Raw genomic sequence first — 21,099 nt, 5'->3', positions numbered from 1 at the left:
GGTTTAAGGCTACCTAGGAATTTTTCTGTGGTTTCTCCATGATCTTGTTTGTGCATTCAATACCTGATTAGATAAGGATTTTGAAAGCGTAAATGAACTGAAAAGATTAGCAGTTTTTTGTGGCTATTATTTATAGCAAATAAATTGAATAATCTAGTAAATTTCGGTAGAATAGAGGGGATTCAAATCATGATGAAGGAAAGATTAGGAATGAAAAGAAATTATTTAGGAGAAAAGCACCAACGTTTTTCATTGAGAAAAGTTTCGGTTGGTTTGGTTTCTGCTCTGGTAGGCGTTTTCTACCTTTCTAGTGGAGGAGGTTCTCTTGCAAATGTAGCAGCTAGTGAACAGACGCCATCCGTCACAAAACAGATTCACTATAAGTACGTGACAGAGAGTGAACTCACGGACCAAGAGAAGCAGTTGGTAGTCAAAGAATTGCCACAGTTTGCTGAGGAAACAGATGATACTTACTATTTGATTTATCGTCCGACGAGACAGCTGCCTGCAACTGGTCACAGCCAACTCATTAGCTCAATTGCAGCAGGGGCAGGCATTGTGCTACTGGTCGTAGCGATTAAACTGGGCAGAGATGATCGCAAGAAACTTGCTTCATTCATGCTTTTGACCAGTCTAGGAAGTCAGCTGATTGCGCCAACTTCCTTGGCTTTGACAAATCAAATGCTGGCAGACTATAATCAGGAATTGACTGTACAGGTCGGGGAAACATTGCAATCCCCACTTACGATTGAAGGCTACCAATATGTAGGGTATTTGAAATCTCAAAAAGAAGTAAACTCTCCAGTTGATGGCAAGAAAGAGTTGAATCATTCGGCTCCTATTGATACTCCAGTCCAAACTTCGAACGGAAGCCAAGCGCAGGAAGAGTATCGTGCTCAGAAACCAAGTGAAGCTCCTGTCTTTGAACAACCAGAGTTAAAGGTTGATAGTAAAGAAACGAGTCGTACAGAGATTATTCCTTTCCAAGTGGAGGAAGTAGAGGCGGATGATTTGCCGCAAGGTCAAACTGAGGTGATTCAGGCAGGGAAAAATGGTAGTCGTACCATCGTGACCCGCAGCTACCTTTTAAATGGTCAGGTGATCCATACAGAGGAGGTTTCCAATCAGGTAACGACTGATCCGACTTCTGAGATTAGAAAAGTCGGAAGCAAGATCCCTTCTCCTACAAAACCAAGCCCAGGGGAGTCCGTTAGCGAGAAACCAACAGACGCTCCAATAAATGAAGTTCCAAGCTTAAACGTTGAAGAAAAAGATGTTACCACAACAGTGGCTGAACCCTACACTCGAGAACGAGTAGAGAGTGATAGCTTGCCAGTTGGCCAAATCAAGATAACTCAAGCTGGTCAAGATGGCGTGCGTACAATCGTCACCCGTCAGTACATGGTAGATGGAAAAGTAGAGAGAAGCCAGGAACTCTCTAACGAAGTGACGACTCCAGCGGTCTCAGAAATCGTAACAGTTGGAACAGGCCCTGTTAGTGACAAACCAACAGACGCTCCTATAAATGAAGTTCCAAGCTTAAGCGTCGAAGAAAAAGACGTTACTATGACGGTAGCAGAACCTTACACTCGAGAACGAGTAGAGAGTGATAGCTTGCCAGTTGGCCAGACAAAGATAACCCAAGCTGGTCAAGATGGCGTGCGTACGATCGTCACTCGTCAGTACATGGTAGATGGAAAAGTAGAGAGAAGCCAGGAAATCTCCAACGAAGTGACAACTCCTGCATTATCAGAAATCGTAACAGTCGGAACAGGTCCTGTTAGCGAGAAACCAACAGACGCTCCTGTAAATGAAGTTCCAAGCTTAAACGTTGAAGAAAAAGATGTCACCACGACGGTAGCAGAACCCTATCCAACTAAGGAAGTGGAAAGTGCTGACCTGCCTTTGGGGCAAAGGGAAGTTAGCCAAGCTGGTCAAGATGGTGTGCGTACGATTGTCACCCGTCAGTATTTAGTAGATGGAAAAGTCGAAAATACAGAGGAAATCTCTAACACTATCACAAAAGAAGCAGTTCCTCAGATTATCAAAGTCGGTACAAAACCAATTTCTACAAATGCGGATCACGCTCCTGTGGAACCAGAAAAAGGAACTCTCGACCTCGAACCCTTACACCAATTAGTGGAAGAGGCCGATAGCATCCAGAAAACGCATCAGTATTTCAATGATACCACTGCAGATCAAGAGTCTTATAAACAGGCAGTCGCAAATGCCCAAGCTCTCTTTGAGGCATCTCATGCTAGTCAAGAACAGGTTGATTCTTTGAAAACAGCCCTTGAAACTGCTAAGAATAATCTAGACGGTCAACCTGTTGATAAGAAAACTCTTGGAGTTGAATTTGACATGAAGGATGTGACTCAGTCTACAGTTGCTTACCAGTATGCTGATGAACAAGCCAAACTCCGCTATCATCGTGCTCTAGATCAGGCCAAGCTCGTTTTGGACAATCCTTTCGCCAATCAAGCCTTGGTCGATCAAGTTCGGACGGATCTCGAGGCAGCTCGTCAAGCTCTGGATGGTGTCAAGAGAAAACCAACCCTCTCTCTAGTCAGTGTCGAGAAGGAAGAAGATCAACGCCAAGTTTCTCTTAGCTATCACTTGACGGATGCTACAGCAAGCTATCAATCAGCCAAAGTGCAGCTATACAAGGGCGAAACGCTGATCAAGGAAGTCGACCTTGTGGACCTCACTCAAAAATTGACACTTGATGACTTGGACTACTATACTCCTTATACCCTCAAAACTGTCATGAAATATGACATGGGTCAAGGGGAACAAACTAGTATAGAGGATCAACGCCCAGTTCAGCTAGATTATAAGAAGGTTGAAATCAAAGATATTGATCGTATCGAACTGTACGGTAAAGATGGTAGTCACTACCGACGTTACCTATCCCTGTCGGAAGTTCCATCTGATTTAGACAACTACTATGTCCGCATTCAGTCAGACAAGTTCAAGGATATGCTCTTACCTGTTTCTAAGATTACAGATAAGGGCAATGCCTATTCCGTAACGGTATCAGCTAATCAGCTCGTCGAGGGAGAAGGGGATCATTATCGTCCAGATTACTCTTTTGAATTGCCAAAAACGCCTCTTAGTCAAGAAGGTGTCTATACGTCCTTCAAAGCGCTCATAGAGGCCATGAAGTCAAACCCGACTGGAAACTTCAAACTAGGAGCGGATGTTTCAGCAGATGAGGTTGAGTTAGAACATTCTGCGACAAGCTATGTTCCAGAAGAATTTTCAGGTAGCCTAACTAGCCGAGTGGATGGCAAAGATTATACCATCTACAACTTGGCAAAACCACTCTTTGCAACCTTGAAAAATGCCACCATCCAGCAACTGACCTTGAAATCGGCTGCAGTTACAGGCAAGGATTCTATAGGGGCCTTGGCTAGCAATGCTCAAAATGCAACGATTACGGATGTTTCTGTAAGTGGTAGTCTATCTGGGAACAAGCATATCGGTGGACTCGTAGGAGTTGCCCAAAACACAAAACTAACCAATGTTGCCTTTAAAGGATCCATCACCAGCACCCAAGATGGGGGGCAGGAGTACAATATTGGTGGCCTGGTCGGTAATTTCCACGGCAATCAATCACTGGCGCAGAAGAGTCAGGCAGATGTATCTATCCAAGTAACGGGTCGAAATGGAGACCAGCGTGTTGGAGGATTGATCGGTCGTTTGCAGAATGGAGCTAGATTAGAAACTTCTTATGTGTCTGGTTCTATCCAAAATGGAGGTCATTCTGGCCAAGTCGGTGGAGCGATCGGGTCTACTTGGAACAATGGACAGGTCCGAAATGTCTTGACCAGTGTCAAGGTTCAAAATGGTCATGCGATGACAGGAGATCCGTATCCTGAGGCTTCTGTTCGGGACTCTTATGTTCTTGAAGGAACTACAGCAAATCGAAAAGATGAGCGTTTTGTCCGTTCTATTTCAGAGGCCGATGCGCAAGCCAAACGTCAGTCCTTTGGAATCACTTCAAACTTGACGGACCAGGAGCCATTGCAGCAAGCTTACCAGCATCAAACAGACTATAGTCGAGTGAGGGGAGCCCAAGAGTCCAGAAAACAAGCCTACAAAAATGTAGAAAAACTATTACCATTCTACAACAAAGACTTCATCGTTCATATAGCCAACCAATTAGCTGAAGATGATAAACTCAACAAAGTAGCCCTGCTAGATGTAGTTCCGATGAAAGATGAGACGCTGACAACGGACGTCAATAGCCATAAGGGTGAAATCAATAGACTGATGCTGCATTATGCAGATAAGACGATCGCTTATCTTGATCTGACCTACAAGGGTGATTTTGCCAATGGCCAGATTGCTGAATATAGCATCACTGATAAGAATTTGCTCTATACGCCAGAGGCCTTCTTATCTGACTACCAGTCCATTAAAGCGAGTGTCTTGGAAGAACTCAAAGCTGTGACCTATGACTCGGCTGCAGTGCGTAAAGTATTAGGGATTGGTGAAACAGCTTCCTTAGATGATCTTTATTTGGAAAAAGCCTTTGAACAAACCAAGGCTGAACTAGGTCAGGAGCTCCTCAAGGTGCTTTCAGTTGACAAGTCGATTAACACCCTAGGCCCTGCCGTAGCGGATGCGATTAGCCAAAAGATTCTGCAGCACAAAGAGGCCTTCATGCTTGGTCTGACCTATCTCAACCGATGGTACAATGTCAACTATGGAACGTTCAATACCAAAGATCTTAATGCCTATAAGTTTGATTTCTTTGGTAATCAAGCAGCTTCGACACTGGATACTATCATCGCTCTCGGGAACTCTGGAATGGGCAATCTTCGAGCGCAAAACAACTTCAATGCTTACCGACAATCCCTAGCCAAGGAAAAAGGGAAAGGAGACCTCTTTGCTTACTTAGAAAGTCTGCGTGAACTCTTCTTGCCAAATAAAACCAACAGTGAGTGGTTCAAGGAAAATACCAAGGCTTATATTGTAGAAGCTCGTTCAAGTCTGCCAGAAATTCAGGCTAAGCAAGACAATGCAGATCGTAAGAGTAAGTATACAATCAAGGTCTACGACAGACTGACTCAGGGAGATTGGGGCTTCAAGCAAATGGTTCTCCAGCTTCTGACCTTACCTGAAAGAGATGTCTATATCATCAGCAATATGTCGACCATTGCCTTTGGTAGCTTTGGAGGCTACAGGAAAGAAGGTGGCAGAGTTCTCTCAGGTGAGGAACTCCATCGACACGTTGAAAAACTTGTGGATCAATCAGCTGAATGGCAACGAAACCACTATGACATGTGGTACAACATTCTAAGTCCAAACAGGAAAGACACTCTATTCAGACGGGTGATCGTTACAGACGGTTTCTTTCTTTATAATGATAAAGGCCAGCAATATTGGGCTCCTCGTAATGATAAGACTTCTGTTGCTATGTACAATTTCTTTGGCCCTGCTGGCAAGTATCACGGAGACAATGGACTAGGAGCCTTTGCAAATGGTTATGAAGTCTTCTACGTCTATGACCAGATGCTGGGAGCTTCTGGAACCATGGTCTATACCCATGAAATGACCCACAACTCGGATGGTTCTATCTATTTTGAAGGACATGGTCGTCGTGAGGGTGAAGGACCTGAGAGCTTTGCTACAGGGATGTTAGAGTCTGTAACCAATGTTAGCGAAAAAGGTCTCGTGCTCAATAGCTTCTATCAGGGAGATAAAGATTCGACCACACGCTACCATACCTATGATCCTGTTGCCCGATTCTCCTCAGCAGATGCTCTTCGCGACTACATGCATGGAGTCTTTGATGTACTGAACCTTCTGGATTATGTAGAAGGGGATATTGTTACTGGAGTTCTAACTGATCAACAGAAAATGAAATGGTACCGCAAGGCTGAAAATTATAACTTTGAAAAAACTTCTTATGGTAAACAAGCCCACGCTGATGATCGCATTGTCCCTATAACTGCCGAAGAAGCAGCCAAACTAAAATCTGTCGATGCTCTGGTTGATCATAATATCATTGGTCGTCGCGATGGTTGGGATAGAGCTAGCTTTGGACGAAATGGCTACTATGTCATCAATATGTTTGCTTCCTTCTATGCAGCTCTGGACAATCCAACTGGTGCACCTGGTGGACTTATGTTCCGTCGTAGAGCCTATGAATTGCTCGGAGACAAGGGTTACCAACAAGGATTTGTCCCATATGTATCTGGCCAATACTCCGGCCAAGCGCTTAAAGAAGGTAATAAGACCTACTCAATCTGGAACAGAGGAGATGTCGGAGTAGTTGGAGATGATTTGGTTTTCAAAAATCTCTATGGTAGCCAGTATGAATCATGGAAGGATTTGAAGAAAGCCATGTTGAATGAGCGATACAACAAGGCTCAAAACTTCCTTCGCCCTATCACTATCGAGTTTGAAGCAGGAAAACTAGATAGCAAACGACAAATTACGATTTCTTCTTATGAGGAATTACAAGATTATATGTACTTAGCAGTACTAGCGGATGCCTCAGCTAAGAACATTGATCGTGCCTTATCAGACAGCTCTAAGAGCAGTGTCGCCCAACTCAAGTATCGTATTTTCAACGCTTATCTACGTGCTACAGACGACTTCAGACAGTCTATCTTTGAAAGATAGACACGAATAAAGAAGATCCAAGTGATCTTCTTTTTTTAGGTGAATGGCTTGCTTAGTACAAAAACGAATGAATTTACAAACAATCTGATACATGACAGAATTCTTACTCTAAATGTCTGGAGAGAAATTGGAAATCATTCATCATCTAGTATCCTCATTTTGAAATTCCTTTTGTTTTTCATGAAAATATGATAAAATGATAGCTGTACAAATTTTTAAGGAGATTCGGATGAAAACAAATACACTTGCTCGCGTAAATGCGATTTTTGGTCTTATTTCAGGTATCGTCTTACTGTTGGCACCTCTTGTTATGTTTATGATAGCTGTTGGGGCTGCTGCGGCGACGGAGGACTCTGATGCAACAGTTGGTATATTGACGATTTTTTCAATCATTTTGGCATTGGTAAAAATTGCTGTCTTGGTTTTAGGAATTGTGTCTATTGTGTATTACAAGGACGATGAACGTGTGACGCCTGCACCGTCTGTTTTGTTTATCGTAGGTGGTTCTGTTGGATTGATCCCATTCTTGGGATGGGTAGGAGGAATTCTGACAATCATTGGTGGATCCCTCTATTTTGGACTTTTGAAAAAGTTCGAGATTCAAGAATAATGACTTTTTGTTAGGAATATTTTCAAATAAGAGAAGGCGCTTAGCCTTCTTTTTTTTGTCACCAAGCAGGGGTAAATTTGACAGGATAAATAAGCTTTTACATTCATAAAATTCAAAGTATTTATTTGAGACAAGGAAGTATTTTTATAGTATAATGATGGATGTGAAATATCTATATCAAAATATAATGCTAGTTAATTTCTTGATAGAAGGTAAAAGTTGAGAGGATTTAGAATGAAAAAGTTTTTTGGAGAGAAGCAGCATCGTTTCTCCTTACGAAAATTAGCAATTGGACTTGTGTCAGCTTCGATTTCAAGCCTATTTTTTGTGTCCGTTGCGAGTAGTGGGACCGTATTTGCTCAAGAGAATGCAGCTGTTCACTACAAATATGTGACGGAAACGGAGCTGAGTGGGCAAGAAAAGGACTTGATTGTCAAGGATATTCCGAAAATTGCTGAAGATAGTGAGAGTACCTATTATCTAGTCTACCGTATGGATGAGAAAGCCCAACTAGGTCAGTTGCCCAATACAGGTGGGCAGAATAGCCTTACTAGTGTTTTAACTGGTGGAGCCCTAGCTTCAATTGGCCTTCTTATTTTTGTCGTATCGAAAAAGAAAGGCAAAAAGAAAGCCCTCTTGAATGTGATTTTGGTAACAGGGATGGGCAGTGGTTTGGCTTCTTCAGTTCAGGCTATTGAAAATCAACTTTTGCTCCAGTACAATCAGGAATACCAATTATCCCAAGGAGATAGTCTGCCTTTGCCACGTGCCTTATCAGGTTATACTTATCTAGGCTATATTAAGCAAGACAAAGAGATTAATCAGCAAGAAACTGCTGCTAGGGATCAGAAACTTGACTATACAGTTCAACCTCATTTCCAAGCCAACGAAGGTGGACAAAAGGCAGGAGATGAGCAGAAAGCTCCGTCTTCAACAAGCCTTGCAGACAAGACAATCCCTTCTCAAGATTTATCTAATAAAAAGCCGTCTGGTATTGCTAGTGTAGATCCTCAAGACGAAGTCTTGGCTGGTCGCGTGAACAAACCAGAGCTCTTATACAAAGACCAAGAGATTGTAACCAAACTAGATGTTTCAGAAGTGGTGCAGGAAAATCCAGATCTAGCAGAGGGAACCATCCATGTCAAACAAGAAGGTCGTCCTGGGAAGAAGGTTGAAGTCGTTCGCATTTTCACTGTTGAAAACCAAGAAATTTCCCGAGAAGTTCTCTCAACCAAGGTAGAAGAAGCCTTGCCACGTATAGTAGAAAAAGGGACTAAGAAGGCAGTTGTACCGAGTGAGGCACCTCAGTCTGCAAGAAAAGGAGAGCCTGAGACTCAGGCTCCATTACCAGAATACAATGGGAATCAAGCGGGAGCGATTGTAGCCCCAGAGACAGCTGAAAAACTAGAATATACTGGCACCCAAGCTGGAGCAGTCGTTGAACCCGAGCAAGTATCTCCATTACCTGAGTATCAGGGGACTCAAGCTGGTGCTATCGTCGAACCGGAACAAGTTGAGCCAGAGGTTGGGGGAGTCCAGTCTGGGGCTTTGGTGGAACCAGAAACGGCTGACAAACCAACCTATAAAGGCGAGCAGTCTGGAGCAATCGTAGAGCCTGAACAGGTACCACCAACACCAGAGTATAAAGGAACTCAAGCGGGAGTGATTGTAGCCCCAGAGACAACCGAAAAACCTGAGTATACAGATACTCAATCAGGTGCGATAGTGGAACCAGAGCAAGTCGCTCCACAAGTTGAGTATCAGGGAACCCAGGCTGGAGCAATCGTCGAACCAGAAATCAAGTCTTCCCTACCAGAATATAAAGGTGAGCAAGCTGGAGCTATTGTTGAACCCGAACAAATTGCTCCTCTTCCAGAGTATACGGGTAATACCGAGCAAGTAAAACCGGAAACTCCAACAGAAAAACCAAAAGAAAAAGATCCAGAGAAGACGCTTGAGCTAAGAAATGTTTCGGATCTGGAGTTGTATAGTCAGACCAATGGTACTTACAAACAACATGTCTCTTTAGACAGTGTTCCAAAGAATACAGACACTTACTTTGTCAAGGTTAAATCTTCGTCATTTAAAGATGTCTATCTACCAGTTTCTTCAATAACGGCTGAAACGAAAGATGGTCAGACAGTTTATAAAATTACAGCCAAGGCCGAGAAACTCCAGCAAGAGCTAGAAAATAAATATGCTGACAATTTCACCTTCTACCTAGCTAAGAAGGCTACAGAGGAAACGACAACCTTTACTTCCTTTAGCAATCTGGTCAATGCTATCAAGCAGAATCTCTCTGGAACCTATCATTTAGCAGCTAGCTTGAACGCCAACGAAGTGGAGCTAGGACCTGATGAAAGATCCTATATCAAGGGCACCTTTACTGGTCAGTTGATCGGTGAAAAAGATGGCAAGCAGTATGCTATTTACAACTTGAAAAAACCTCTATTTGAAACCTTGAGTGGCGCTAGAGTAGAAAAATTGAGTCTGAAAAATGTTTCCATTTCAGGGAAAGATGATATCGGTTCGCTGGCTTATGAAGCCCAGAATGGAACAAAGATTCAGCAAGTTCATGTCGATGGTGTTCTCGCCGGTGAACGTGGTATCGGTGGTTTGCTGGCTAAGGCTGAGCAATCAAGCATCACAGAGAGCAGTTTCAAGGGAAGAATTATCAACACTTATGAAACGACTGCTGCCTACAATATCGGTGGTATGGTCGGTCATTTGACAGGAAGCAGGGCTTTGCTGACTAAGTCAAAAGCGACAGTGGCTGTTTCATCCAACACAAATACTTCAGATCAGACTGTGGGTGGGCTTGCAGGTCTTGTAGACCAAGATGCGCAGATCCAGCATAGTTATGCTGAGGGTGATATTAACAATGTCAAGCACTTTGGTAGAGTCGCTGGAGTGGCAGGCAATTTGTGGGATCGCATATCTGGCGATGTAAAGCATGCTGGAAGTTTGACAAATGTCCTCAGTGATGTCAATGTAACCAACGGAAATGCTATTACCGGTTACCACTACAATGGAATGAAGGTGAAGGACACATTCAGCAGCAAAGCCAACAGAGTCTATAATGTCACCTTGGTCAAGGACGAAGTCGTCAGCAAGGAATCCTTTGAAGAAAGAGGAACCATGCTAGATGCTTCCCAAATCGAAAGCAAAAAAGCAGCCATCAATCCTCTCACTCTACCAACAGTGGAGCCCCTCTCAACAAGTGGTAGTAAAGAAAGTGATTTTTCTAAGGTGGCTCATTATCAAGCTAAGCGCGCCTTGGCTTATAAGAACATTGAAAAATTGCTACCTTTCTACAACAAAGCAACCATCGTCAAATATGGAAATCTAGTAAAAGAAAGCAGTAGCTTATATCAAAAAGAACTCTTGTCAGCAGTCATGATGAAGGATGACCAAGTCATCACAGACATTATTTCTAACAAACAGACTGCAAACAAACTCTTGCTTCACTACAAGGGTCATTCATCTGAGAAGCTCGATCTCAAGTACCAGGCTGATTTTGCCAAATTAGCAGAATATAGTCTAGGAGATACTGGCCTTCTCTATACGCCAAACCAATTCTTGTATGACCAAAGCTCTATCATCAAGCAAGTCTTACCAGACTTACAAAAGGTTGACTATCATTCAGAAGCCATCAGAAAGACGCTCGGTATTTCTCCAAACGTTAAGCAGACTGAGCTCTATCTAGAGGACCAGTTCGCCAAAACCAAGGAACATCTGGAAGACAGTTTGAAGAAACTCTTGTCAGCAGATGCTGGACTTGCTGGTGACAACCCAGTTACCAAGGGCTATCTTGTAGATAAAATCAAACGCAACAAGGAAGCCTTGCTACTTGGTTTGACGTATCTGGAACGTTGGTACAACTTCAGCTATGGTCAGGTAAACGTCAAAGACCTTGTTCTGTACCATCTGGACTTCTTTGGTAAGGGAAATGCTTCACCATTAGATACTCTGATCGAGTTGGGTAAATCTGGCTTTAACAACCTTCTAGCTAAGAACAACGTTGATACTTATTCTATTAGTCTAGCTAGCCATCATGGAACGACAGATTTATTTAGCACTCTAGAACATTACCGAAAAGTCTTTTTACCAAATACAAGTAACAATGACTGGTTTAAATCAGAGACTAAGGCTTACATTGTCGAAGAAAAATCCACTATCGAAGAGGTGAAAGCGAAGCAAGGACTTGCTGGCACCAAGTATTCTATCGGTGTTTATGATCGCATCACGAGTGCCACATGGAAATACCGCAATATGGTTTTGCCTCTCCTAACCTTGCCAGAGAAATCAGTATTTGTCATCTCGACCATGTCTAGTCTAGGATTTGGAGCCTATGATCGCTACCGCAATAGTGACCATAAAGCGGGCAAGGCTCTCAATGACTTTGTTGAAGAAAATGCGCGTGAAACAGCCAAACGTCAGCGAGATCACTACGATTATTGGTATCGCATTTTAGATAATGAGGGACGTGAAAAACTCTATCGTACGATTCTCCTTTATGATGCTTATAAGTTTGGGGATGACACAACCTCTGGAAAAGCTACAGTGGAGGCTAAGTTTGATAGTTCCAATCCAGCCATGAAGAATTTCTTTGGACCAGTTGGCAATAAGGTAGTACACAACCAGCATGGAGCCTACGCAACAGGGGATGGTGTCTACTATATGTCTTACCGTATGCTGGACAAGGATGGAGCCATTACTTATACCCATGAGATGACCCATGATTCGGATCAGGATATTTACCTTGGCGGCTATGGTCGAAGAAGTGGCTTGGGACCAGAGTTCTTCGCAAAAGGTTTATTGCAAGCCCCTGACCAACCAAGTGACGCAACCATTACCATCAATTCTATCTTGAGACACTCAAAATCAGATAGTACAGAGGGCTCCCGTCTGCAAGTCTTAGATCCGACAGAGAGATTCCAAAACGCAGCAGATCTTCAGAACTATGTCCATAATATGTTTGACCTTATCTACATGCTGGAATACCTTGAAGGACAATCAATCGTTAACAAACTGAATGTTTACCAGAAAATGGCGGCTCTCAGAAAGATTGAGAACAAGTATGTGAAAGATCCAGCAGATGGAAATGAGGTTTATGCAACTAACGTAGTCAAAGAATTGACAGAAGAAGAGGCAAAGAGACTAACCAACTTTGATAGTTTGATTGACCATAACATCTTATCAGCTCGTGAGTATCAGTCTGGCGACTATGAGCGAAATGGCTACTATACGATTAAACTCTTTGCTCCAATCTTTTCAGCTCTCAGCAGTGAGAAAGGCACGCCAGGGGACCTTATGGGACGCCGGATCGCTTACGAACTTTTGGCTGCCAAAGGATTTAAGGATGGAATGGTACCTTATATCTCCAACCAATACGAAGAAGCTGCCAAACAAAAAGGTAAAACCATCAATCTTTATGGTAAAGAACGCGGATTGGTGACAGATAATCTTGTTTTGGAAAAGGTATTTAATAGCAAGTATAAAACTTGGGCAGATTTCAAGAAAGCCATGTATAAAGAACGTGTGGATCAGTTTGAAAACTTGAAACAAGTGACCTTTAAAGATCCGACAAAACCATGGCCAAGCTATGGGACCAAGACCATCAATAAAGTGAGCGAATTGCAAGCCCTCATGGATCAAGCTGTTCTCAAGGATGCAGTGGCTCCTCGTTGGAGTGACTATAAGCCAGAGATTGACAGTGCCGTTCATAAGTTGAAGAGAGCAATCTTTAAGGCCTATCTTGACCAAACAAACGACTTCAGAACCTCTATTTTTAAGAAATAAGGGTTGGAAAAGGAAAAGGGAGGATCGACAGATCTTCTCTTTTTATGTCGGGCTGTCTGAAAGCTGGTAGGCGATTTGTTTGTGCTGGAGAAGTCCTTTCGTTTCTGGGGCAAATATGGTAGAATGATAGCTACGAGAGAAGGAGGTTTTTATGGAGAGAGATAGATTGGTTCGACTCAATTGGAGACTGGGCATGCTGGCAGGTATAACCTTGCTTTTGGGACCTGTCCTACGATTTTTGCTATCCTATACTGGGGCTCTCATCTATAAAGATCCTTCAAAGATACTGGTCGTCACGGTTGCCTTTTCTTTGCTCCTGACATTTTTTAAGATTTTGATGATTGCATTAGGGACCTTTATGTTAATCTATTTCGAAGAGGATCAACAACTTCGAATGCTGCCTTCTATTTTATTTATCATTGGTGGCGTACTGGGCTTTCTTTCAGCGACCGAGTGGATAGGAGGATTTCTAATCATTAAAGGCGCTGTTTCTTTTTCTAAATTTTTGAAAGAGGTCCGTGGCCTTGTCTGATAGTCTAGTGAAACAATCCGTTTGAGGGTTGTTTTTTATTTAAAGAATTATCTGGCGAAAGAATATGTTAGCAAAATGCTTTTCTTATAAGAAAACATGATGTAATACAACTTGAAAAAATAAAAAGAGAATATTATGAAATAATCTTTCATTACATCGTATTTAACATTCTATTTAAAAGCTTCCATTGCTTTAGAGGGAGTCTTTATAAAAACTTCTAGCCCTAATACTATTTTAAAAGTTATTCCACTGGGTTCTCAAAATAAAACAATTCCTATTGATCATGTTGCAAGTGTAGATAGTTCATTTCGCCTTGATTTCAAATCATTTGCTTGGGGTATCATTTTCGCTCTTATTGGCCTTTCAATGATGCAAAATTCATTTATCGGAGGATTGATATTAGCGGCTTATGGTGTATTAACAGTGCTAAGTGCTTTTCAAACTCTACTAGTTTTGCATCTTACTTCTGGTGGAACACATGTTGTCAGTGTGGTAGTATTTGAAAAAGCTAATCTTGAAAATTGCAAAGAAACAATTGAAGGTCTAATTCATAATCGTTACAATGATACTAATGTAACTAAGAATACTGATCGTATAATTGATGCTTTAAATAACAAATAATTGCAATCGTTTCTTGATTGAATATCGCGAATTAATAATAACTAGATGAGAGGACACTGTTCTCTCTTTTTAGTTGATTTTAACTAGCTTTTTTGTGAAAAATTGTGTAAAATAGAATAGATAAACGAGGGAAACCTCGAAAAATAAAAGGAGAATCCATCTAATGGTAAAATTGGTTTTTGCTCGCCACGGTGAGTCTGAATGGAACAAAGCTAACCTTTTCACTGGTTGGGCTGATGTTGATTTGTCTGAAAAAGGAACACAACAAGCGATTGACGCTGGTAAATTGATCAAAGAAGCTGGTATCGAATTTGACCAAGCTTACACTTCAGTATTGAAACGTGCGATCAAAACAACAAACTTGGCTCTTGAAGCTTCTGACCAATTGTGGGTTCCAGTTGAAAAATCATGGCGCTTGAACGAACGTCACTACGGTGGTTTGACTGGTAAAAACAAAGCTGAAGCTGCGGAACAATTTGGTGATGAGCAAGTTCACATCTGGCGTCGTTCATACGATGTATTGCCTCCAAACATGGATCGTGATGATGAGCATTCAGCACACACTGACCGTCGTTACGCTTCACTTGACGACTCAGTTATCCCAGATGCTGAAAACTTGAAAGTGACTTTGGAACGTGCCCTTCCATTCTGGGAAGACAAAATCGCTCCAGCACTTAAAGATGGTAAAAACGTATTCGTAGGAGCTCACGGTAACTCAATCCGTGCCCTTGTAAAACACATCAAACGCTTGTCAGATGACGAAATCATGGACGTGGAAATCCCTAACTTCCCACCATTGGTATTCGAATTTGACGAAAAATTGAACGTAGTTTCTGAATACTACCTTGGAAAATAATCTATAAACAGAAAGCCTAGAAATTCCTAGGCTTTTTTGTATCTAAGTTTAAAAAAAGGCAATTTAGCTAATTGAAAAAGTATAAAATGAGAGGATATAGCTTATGAAATAGTAAGTTGTATGAATTAATCTTCTTTTGATTCGTAGCTCCAGTGTTCGTAGTTATAGGTTGATAAAATTATATCCGTGATTTCTTCCGGTTCTTCTTGCGCTCCCCCAGCAATCCAAAGAGAAATAATCCCTTCAATACTTGATAAGAAGATTTCCAAAGCGTATTTGTGAGGAATTTGGAAGTTTTCTGATAAGAAATGACGAGTCGTTTCTTTTTTATTTTCAGTTAGAATAATGCTACTTAGAAATTCACGAATTGCACCACGAAAGTCTATGTAATGACTTTGGGACAAGGCGTTAATAAGGCGTTCGTTCGAACGTAATATATAGAAGTTGGCTAACATAAACTTTCTAGGCGATTCTCTTTCTTTTTCTAAAAAAATGCAGAGCTGGGAAATGATTTCACTTTTAAAACTGTCAATCATTTGATATTTATCTTCATAGTGTAGATAGAAAGTTCCCCTATTAATTCCTGCCCGTTTGCAGAGTTTACTAATTGATATATTTTCAAATTTTTCCTCTGATAGCAGCTGAATCAAGGCTTCCTTGATGTCTTCCTTAGTAGTAGTTTTTCGTTTCTGAACCATTTCTCTTCCTTTTTCTTAAATCAACACTTTGTTGATTTTTGATTATTGCTTTTTGACTTAGCCCATTATATAATATTTGTGATTTAGAATCAACACCTTGTTGATTTAAGAAAATGAGCTTTGAAAAGGAGATAAACGATATGGCTTATATTGAAATGAAACACAGCTACAAGCGTTACCAGGTTGGGGATACGGAAATTGTGGCTAATCGTGATGTGAATTTTGAAATTGAAAAGGGGGAGCTGGTCATTATCCTTGGTGCTTCTGGTGCTGGAAAATCAACGGTTCTCAATCTCCTAGGAGGTATGGATACCAATGATGAGGGAGAGATTTGGATTGATGGTGCCAATATTGCCAACTATAGTTCGCACCAACGAACAAACTATCGTCGTGAAGATGTAGGCTTTGTTTTTCAATTTTACAATCTGGTCTCCAATCTGACAGCCAAGGAAAATGTGGAATTGGCCTCAGAAATCGTGACAGATGCCTTGGATCCAGAGCAGATTTTGACAGATGTAGGGCTAGGTCATCGCCTCAATAACTTTCCAGCCCAGCTTTCTGGAGGGGAGCAACAGCGAGTCTCCATTGCACGCGCTGTAGCTAAGAATCCTAAAATTCTCCTTTGTGATGAACCGACAGGTGCCTTGGATTATCAGACGGGGAAGCAAGTCTTGAAGATTCTCCAAGACATGTCTCGTCAAAAGGGGGCGACTGTGATTATCGTGACCCACAATGGCGCGCTAGCTCCTATTGCGGATCGCGTGATTCATATGCGTGATGCTACGGTCAAGAGTATGACAATCAATGAGCATCCGCAGGATATCGATACATTGGAGTATTAGGATGAAAAAAACATATCGGAAAGACCTATTTCAGTCAGTGACGACTTCAAAAGGACGCTTTGTTTCTATCTTAACCTTGATGATGCTGGGTTCTTTAGCCCTAGTAGGTCTTAAAGTAGCCAGTCCAAACATGGAACGTACGGCAGGGGATTATCTCCGTAAAGCCAATACCCTGGATCTGGCCGTAATAGCTGATTATGGCTTGGACAAAGAAGACCAAGACGAACTAAAGACCCTTCAAGGAGCAAGTGTTGAGTTTGGCTATATGGTAGACCTAACCGTTGAAAATGGTGAGGAAGCAGTTCGACTTTATTCCAAACCAGAGAGCATTTCAACCTTCCAAGTGACAGAAGGGCGACTGCCAGAGACAAATGAGGAAATTGCCCTAGCCGACTTCTGGAAAGACCGCTATCAGATTGGGCAGACCATTACCTTTACTAAGAAAGAAGAAAAGTCCATCGTAAAATCCCAAACTTTTACAATTACTGGATTTGTTGAGTCGGGTGAGATTCTTTCTAAAGAAGATTTAGGAAGTGCTAGTAGTGGAAATGGCAACCTGACTGGCTATGGAGTAATTTTACCCAGTCAGTTTGACTCAGATGTTTATAGTATTGCGCGTGTGCGCTATGACGATTTAAAAAATCTGGATACTTTTTCATCAGACTATAAGACCAAACGAGCCCAACATCAGGAAGAGTTGCAAGACTTACTTGCTGATAATGGTCAAAAAAGATTGGCAAGTATCAAATCAAATGGGCAAAAGAGCTTGGAAGAGGGCAAAGAACAGCTCCAAACTGCTGAAAGCAACCTTGAAAATGGCAAGAGTCAGTTAGAGCAGGCCGAAAGTCGCTTGAAAACGCAAGAAGAACAAGCGACCGCTTTACCAGAACCGCAAAAGAGTCAAATCGAGGGACAGCTGACAAAAGCTAAGGAAGAACTGGCGACAAAAAAAGAAAAACTGGCTCAGACAGAGAGTGATCTAACTAAGGAAAAAGAGAAGCTTGAACAGCGTCAGAAAGAGCTTGATGAACTGGCAGAGCCGAAATACCACGTATACAATCGCCAAACCATGCCAGGTGGTCAAGGCTACCTCATGTACAGCAATGCATCATCAAGCATTCGTTCAGTCGGAAATATCTTCCCAGTGGTGCTATATATGGTCGCTGCAATGGTGACCTTTACAACGATGACTCGCTTTGTAGATGAAGAACGCACCAATGCAGGTATTTTCAAGGCCTTGGGTTACCGCAACCGAGATATTGTTGCCAAGTTTGTCCTCTATGGTTTTCTTGCAGGAACTGTGGGAACCATTATAGGAACACTTCTTGGACATTATCTTCTTGCAGGGGTGATTTCAGATGTTATAACAGCTGGGATGGTTGTTGGAAAAAGTCACGAGTATTTCTATTGGTCTTATAGTATCCTTGCCCTAGCCTTGAGTTGGGTATCTAGTGTTTTGCCGGCTTATCTGGTGGCGCGAAGGGAGTTGCACGATGAAGCAGCCCAACTCTTACTTCCCAAACCTCCCGTTAAGGGATCAAAGATTTTGCTGGAACGACTGAGCTTTATTTGGAGTCGTTTGAGTTTTACTCATAAGGTTACGGCAAGAAATATCTTTCGTTATAAGCAACGGATGCTGATGACCATTTTTGGAGTTGTAGGTTCAGTTGCTCTCTTATTTGCTGGTCTTGGTATTCAGTCATCTGTGGGAGGAGTTTCCGAACGCCAATTTGAACAAATCCAGCAATACCAGATGATTGTAGCAGAAAAGAGCAGTGCAACGGAGCAAGAAAAAGCAGATCTGGAAAGTGCCTTGCAAGCTGAATCGATCCACGCTTATCAAAAGATTTACTCTAAATCCATTGAAAAAGATTTCAAAGGAAAAGCAGGACTTCAAACCATCACCATGATGGTTACTAGTGGAGAAGACTTCAATCCCTTTATCACATTAGAGGAAAATGGGCGAGAGTTGCAGGTCACTAATGGAGCGGTCGTGAGTCAAAAATTAGCCCAATTAGCAAGTGTTACGGTTGGAGACAAGCTGGAGCTTGACGGGAAGGAAATCAAGGTTGCGGCTATTTCTGAAAACTATGTTGGACACTTTGTTTATCTAAACCGTGCGACTTACGAACAAGTCTATGGAACCAGTCCGCAAGACAATACCTACCTAGTAAAATTAAAAGACCCAACACCTTCCAATACGGAGAAAGAAGCGGCTACTTTCATGGGAAAAGCTGCTGTTTCTGGGGTCGTCCAAAATGCAACGGCTATCCATCTCTTTGAATCTGTAGCCAATTCTCTCAATAAAACCATGGCAATCCTTGTCCTTGTTTCCGTCTTACTAGCCATTGTCATTCTTTACAATCTCACCAATATCAATGTGGAAGAACGTATCCGTGAACTTTCCACTATTAAGGTTCTTGGTTTCCATAATAAAGAAGTGACTCTCTATATCTACCGCGAGACTATGGTGCTGTCCCTTGTGGGAATTGCTCTCGGTTTGGTAGCCGGCCACTATTTACATCAATTTTTGATTCAAATGATTTCACCGGCCACCATACTTTTTTATCCTCAGGTCAGCTGGGAAGTCTATGCTCTTCCAATCGTCGCAGCGACTGTAATCTTAGCCTTATTAGGCCTATTTGTTAATCACTGCTTGAGAAAAGTGGATATGCTCGAAGCCTTGAAATCAGTAGAGTAATTCAAGGTTTTAAACAGTAAATCAGTTGACAAAGTCTCTGCTTCTTGGTAGAATAAGAACTGTCGTAAAGACAAATAACTTCTTCTTGGTTACAGGCATGCCAACCTGTCACTCGGATGAAGCCAAATAAAAAGGAGAAACATCATGGCAATCTCAAAAGAGAAAAAAAATGAAATCATCGCACAATATGCACGTCACGAAGGTGATACAGGTTCAGTAGAGGTTCAAGTTGCTGTCCTTACTTGGGAAATCAACCACCTTAACGAACACATCAAACAACACAAAAAAGACCACGCTACTTACCGTGGATTGATGAAGAAAATCGGTCGCCGTCGTAACTTGCTTGCATACTTGCGTAAAAACGACGTTAACCGTTACCGTGAGTTGATCAACTCTCTCGGACTTCGTCGCTAATCTTGCGTCTAAAACGTTTCTATACTTCGTTGGCTTCAGCTCGATGTACCATTAGTACAATCTTCGCCTCGTCGCCTAGTCTATAAACGTTTTATCCAGCAAGAATTATGATGCTAAGGGCTCCAAAAATCCGTATGAAAATAGGGAAAGGAAACAGTGTTCGATGAACACAAGGAGTTTCATCTTTTTCACTAGGATTTTAGCCCGAGATCAAATCAGCTCTCTGACTTCAGAGAGCTTTTTTATTGAGGTTTTATCGGTCACAATTTTGGAGACTACAAAAACCAAGCCGTCAGGGTATGTCTTAATCATTTCGTTTTATCGGTCATAATTTTGGAGACTACAAAAACAGCCTTAGTAGGTGCTCCCTTCTTTATCTAGTTTTATCGGTCATAATTTTGGAGACTACAAAAACCTCAAATGGTATCAGCTAATGACACCATGAAGGTGCGCAGTTACTCGGCTTTTCAAGCCGAGTAACTGTCTGCAAGCCCCCTCGGAGAGCCCACACTTTACGAAGTAAAGTATAGTATGTTATACTTTACATGGAAGTAGTCACCGAATTCCAGTTAGAAATTACTTTGTAACTACGTTTTGAGGAGGAGTAAAATGCTTTCCTACGTTCGACATTACCCACTAGCGATAGCTAAATTAATGTGTCTGTGCTCTCCTAAAATCTACTGATTTATTACTGACTAATACAGGAGGTTTTTATGGGACAGACAATCATATCTGCTATTGGTGTTTATATTTCCACCAGTATCGATTATTTAATTATTTTAATTATTTTATTTGCACAGCTATCACAGAATAAACAGAAATGGCATATTTATGCGGGGCAATATCTAGGAACAGGCTTACTTGTAGGGGCGAGTTTAGTTGCTGCTTATGTCGTTAATTTCGTGCCTGAAGAATGGATGGTTGGATTGCTTGGTTTAATCCCTATCTATTTAGGGATTCGCTTTGCAATTGTTGGAGAAGGTGAGGAAGAAGAGGAAGAAATTATTGAAAGATTAGAACAAAGCAAGGCAAATCAACTGTTTTGGACAGTTACATTGCTGACAATTGCGTCTGGCGGAGATAATTTAGGTATCTATATACCTTATTTTGCTTCGTTAGATTGGTCACAGACCCTCGTGGCGTTGCTTGTGTTTGTAATCGGCATAATTATCTTTTGCGAGATTAGTCGGATGTTATCCTCTATTCCGTTAATATTCGAGACAATTGAAAAATACGAGCGAATCATTGTGCCCATAGTATTCATTCTACTTGGACTATACATCATGTATGAAAATGGCACGATAGAGACTTTTCTGATCGTGTAGATTTTTTTGTTTCACTAGGATTTTAGCCCGGGCTCAAATCAAGCTCTCTGATTTCAGAGGGC

11 protein-coding genes are annotated in these 21,099 nt (G+C 41.8%); 10 read left to right on the top strand and 1 reads right to left on the bottom strand.

Annotation, left to right across the window (positions count from 1 at the left end; all coding sequences use genetic code 11):
* Window positions 1-210 precede the first annotated feature (210 nt).
* The 6 genes from ACORHV_RS06575 (at window position 211) to ACORHV_RS06550 (ending at window position 15,057) form a co-directional block, all read left to right on the top strand.
* Window positions 211-6,636, top strand: a complete 6,426-nt coding sequence (locus ACORHV_RS06575) for a ZmpA/ZmpB/ZmpC family metallo-endopeptidase (RefSeq protein ID WP_434397868.1) — start codon at window positions 211-213, stop codon at window positions 6,634-6,636.
* Window positions 6,637-6,865: 229 nt separating this feature from the next.
* Window positions 6,866-7,246 (top strand): hypothetical protein, encoded by a 381-nt coding sequence (locus ACORHV_RS06570; RefSeq protein WP_268711760.1) that lies wholly within the window; start codon window positions 6,866-6,868, stop codon window positions 7,244-7,246.
* Window positions 7,247-7,480: 234 nt separating this feature from the next.
* The gene (locus ACORHV_RS06565; RefSeq protein ID WP_434397865.1) at window positions 7,481-13,048 is read left to right on the top strand and encodes a ZmpA/ZmpB/ZmpC family metallo-endopeptidase; all 5,568 of its coding nucleotides are present in this window, start codon (window positions 7,481-7,483) and stop codon (window positions 13,046-13,048) included.
* A 151-nt stretch (window positions 13,049-13,199) separates the two neighbouring features.
* A complete protein-coding gene (locus tag ACORHV_RS06560; protein WP_000439016.1) occupies window positions 13,200-13,580 on the top strand; it encodes a hypothetical protein in 381 nt (126 codons plus the stop codon).
* A 366-nt stretch (window positions 13,581-13,946) separates the two neighbouring features.
* Window positions 13,947-14,201, top strand: a complete 255-nt coding sequence (locus ACORHV_RS06555) for a hypothetical protein (RefSeq protein ID WP_002893408.1) — start codon at window positions 13,947-13,949, stop codon at window positions 14,199-14,201.
* 163 nt (window positions 14,202-14,364) lie between these two features.
* A complete protein-coding gene (locus tag ACORHV_RS06550; RefSeq protein WP_000240130.1) occupies window positions 14,365-15,057 on the top strand; it encodes a phosphoglycerate mutase in 693 nt (230 codons plus the stop codon).
* Window positions 15,058-15,182: 125 nt separating this feature from the next.
* Here ACORHV_RS06550 and ACORHV_RS06545 read toward each other — a convergent pair whose 3' ends face one another.
* On the bottom strand, window positions 15,183-15,755 hold the full coding sequence (locus tag ACORHV_RS06545; protein ID WP_434397862.1) for a TetR/AcrR family transcriptional regulator: 573 nt from the start codon (window positions 15,753-15,755) through the stop codon (window positions 15,183-15,185).
* Window positions 15,756-15,895: 140 nt separating this feature from the next.
* Between ACORHV_RS06545 and ACORHV_RS06540 the strand changes: the two genes are divergently transcribed.
* The 4 genes from ACORHV_RS06540 (at window position 15,896) to ACORHV_RS06525 (ending at window position 21,037) form a co-directional block, all read left to right on the top strand.
* On the top strand, window positions 15,896-16,597 hold the full coding sequence (locus ACORHV_RS06540; RefSeq protein ID WP_434397860.1) for an ABC transporter ATP-binding protein: 702 nt from the start codon (window positions 15,896-15,898) through the stop codon (window positions 16,595-16,597).
* Between the two features lies 1 nt (window position 16,598).
* Complete coding sequence (locus ACORHV_RS06535) at window positions 16,599-19,298, top strand: FtsX-like permease family protein (protein WP_434397858.1); 2,700 nt, start codon at window positions 16,599-16,601, stop codon at window positions 19,296-19,298.
* 144 nt (window positions 19,299-19,442) lie between these two features.
* On the top strand, window positions 19,443-19,712 hold the full coding sequence (gene rpsO / locus ACORHV_RS06530) for a 30S ribosomal protein S15 (RefSeq protein ID WP_001018251.1): 270 nt from the start codon (window positions 19,443-19,445) through the stop codon (window positions 19,710-19,712).
* Between the two features lie 713 nt (window positions 19,713-20,425).
* The gene (locus ACORHV_RS06525; RefSeq protein WP_000531728.1) at window positions 20,426-21,037 is read left to right on the top strand and encodes a CadD family cadmium resistance transporter; all 612 of its coding nucleotides are present in this window, start codon (window positions 20,426-20,428) and stop codon (window positions 21,035-21,037) included.
* Window positions 21,038-21,099 lie beyond the last annotated feature (62 nt).

This window comes from Streptococcus sp. KHUD_016, assembly GCF_051106465.1.
Lineage (GTDB): Bacteria > Bacillota > Bacilli > Lactobacillales > Streptococcaceae > Streptococcus.
The sequence above is the reverse complement of the archived record's forward strand: the minus strand, read 5'-3'. Positions and strand labels throughout refer to the sequence as shown.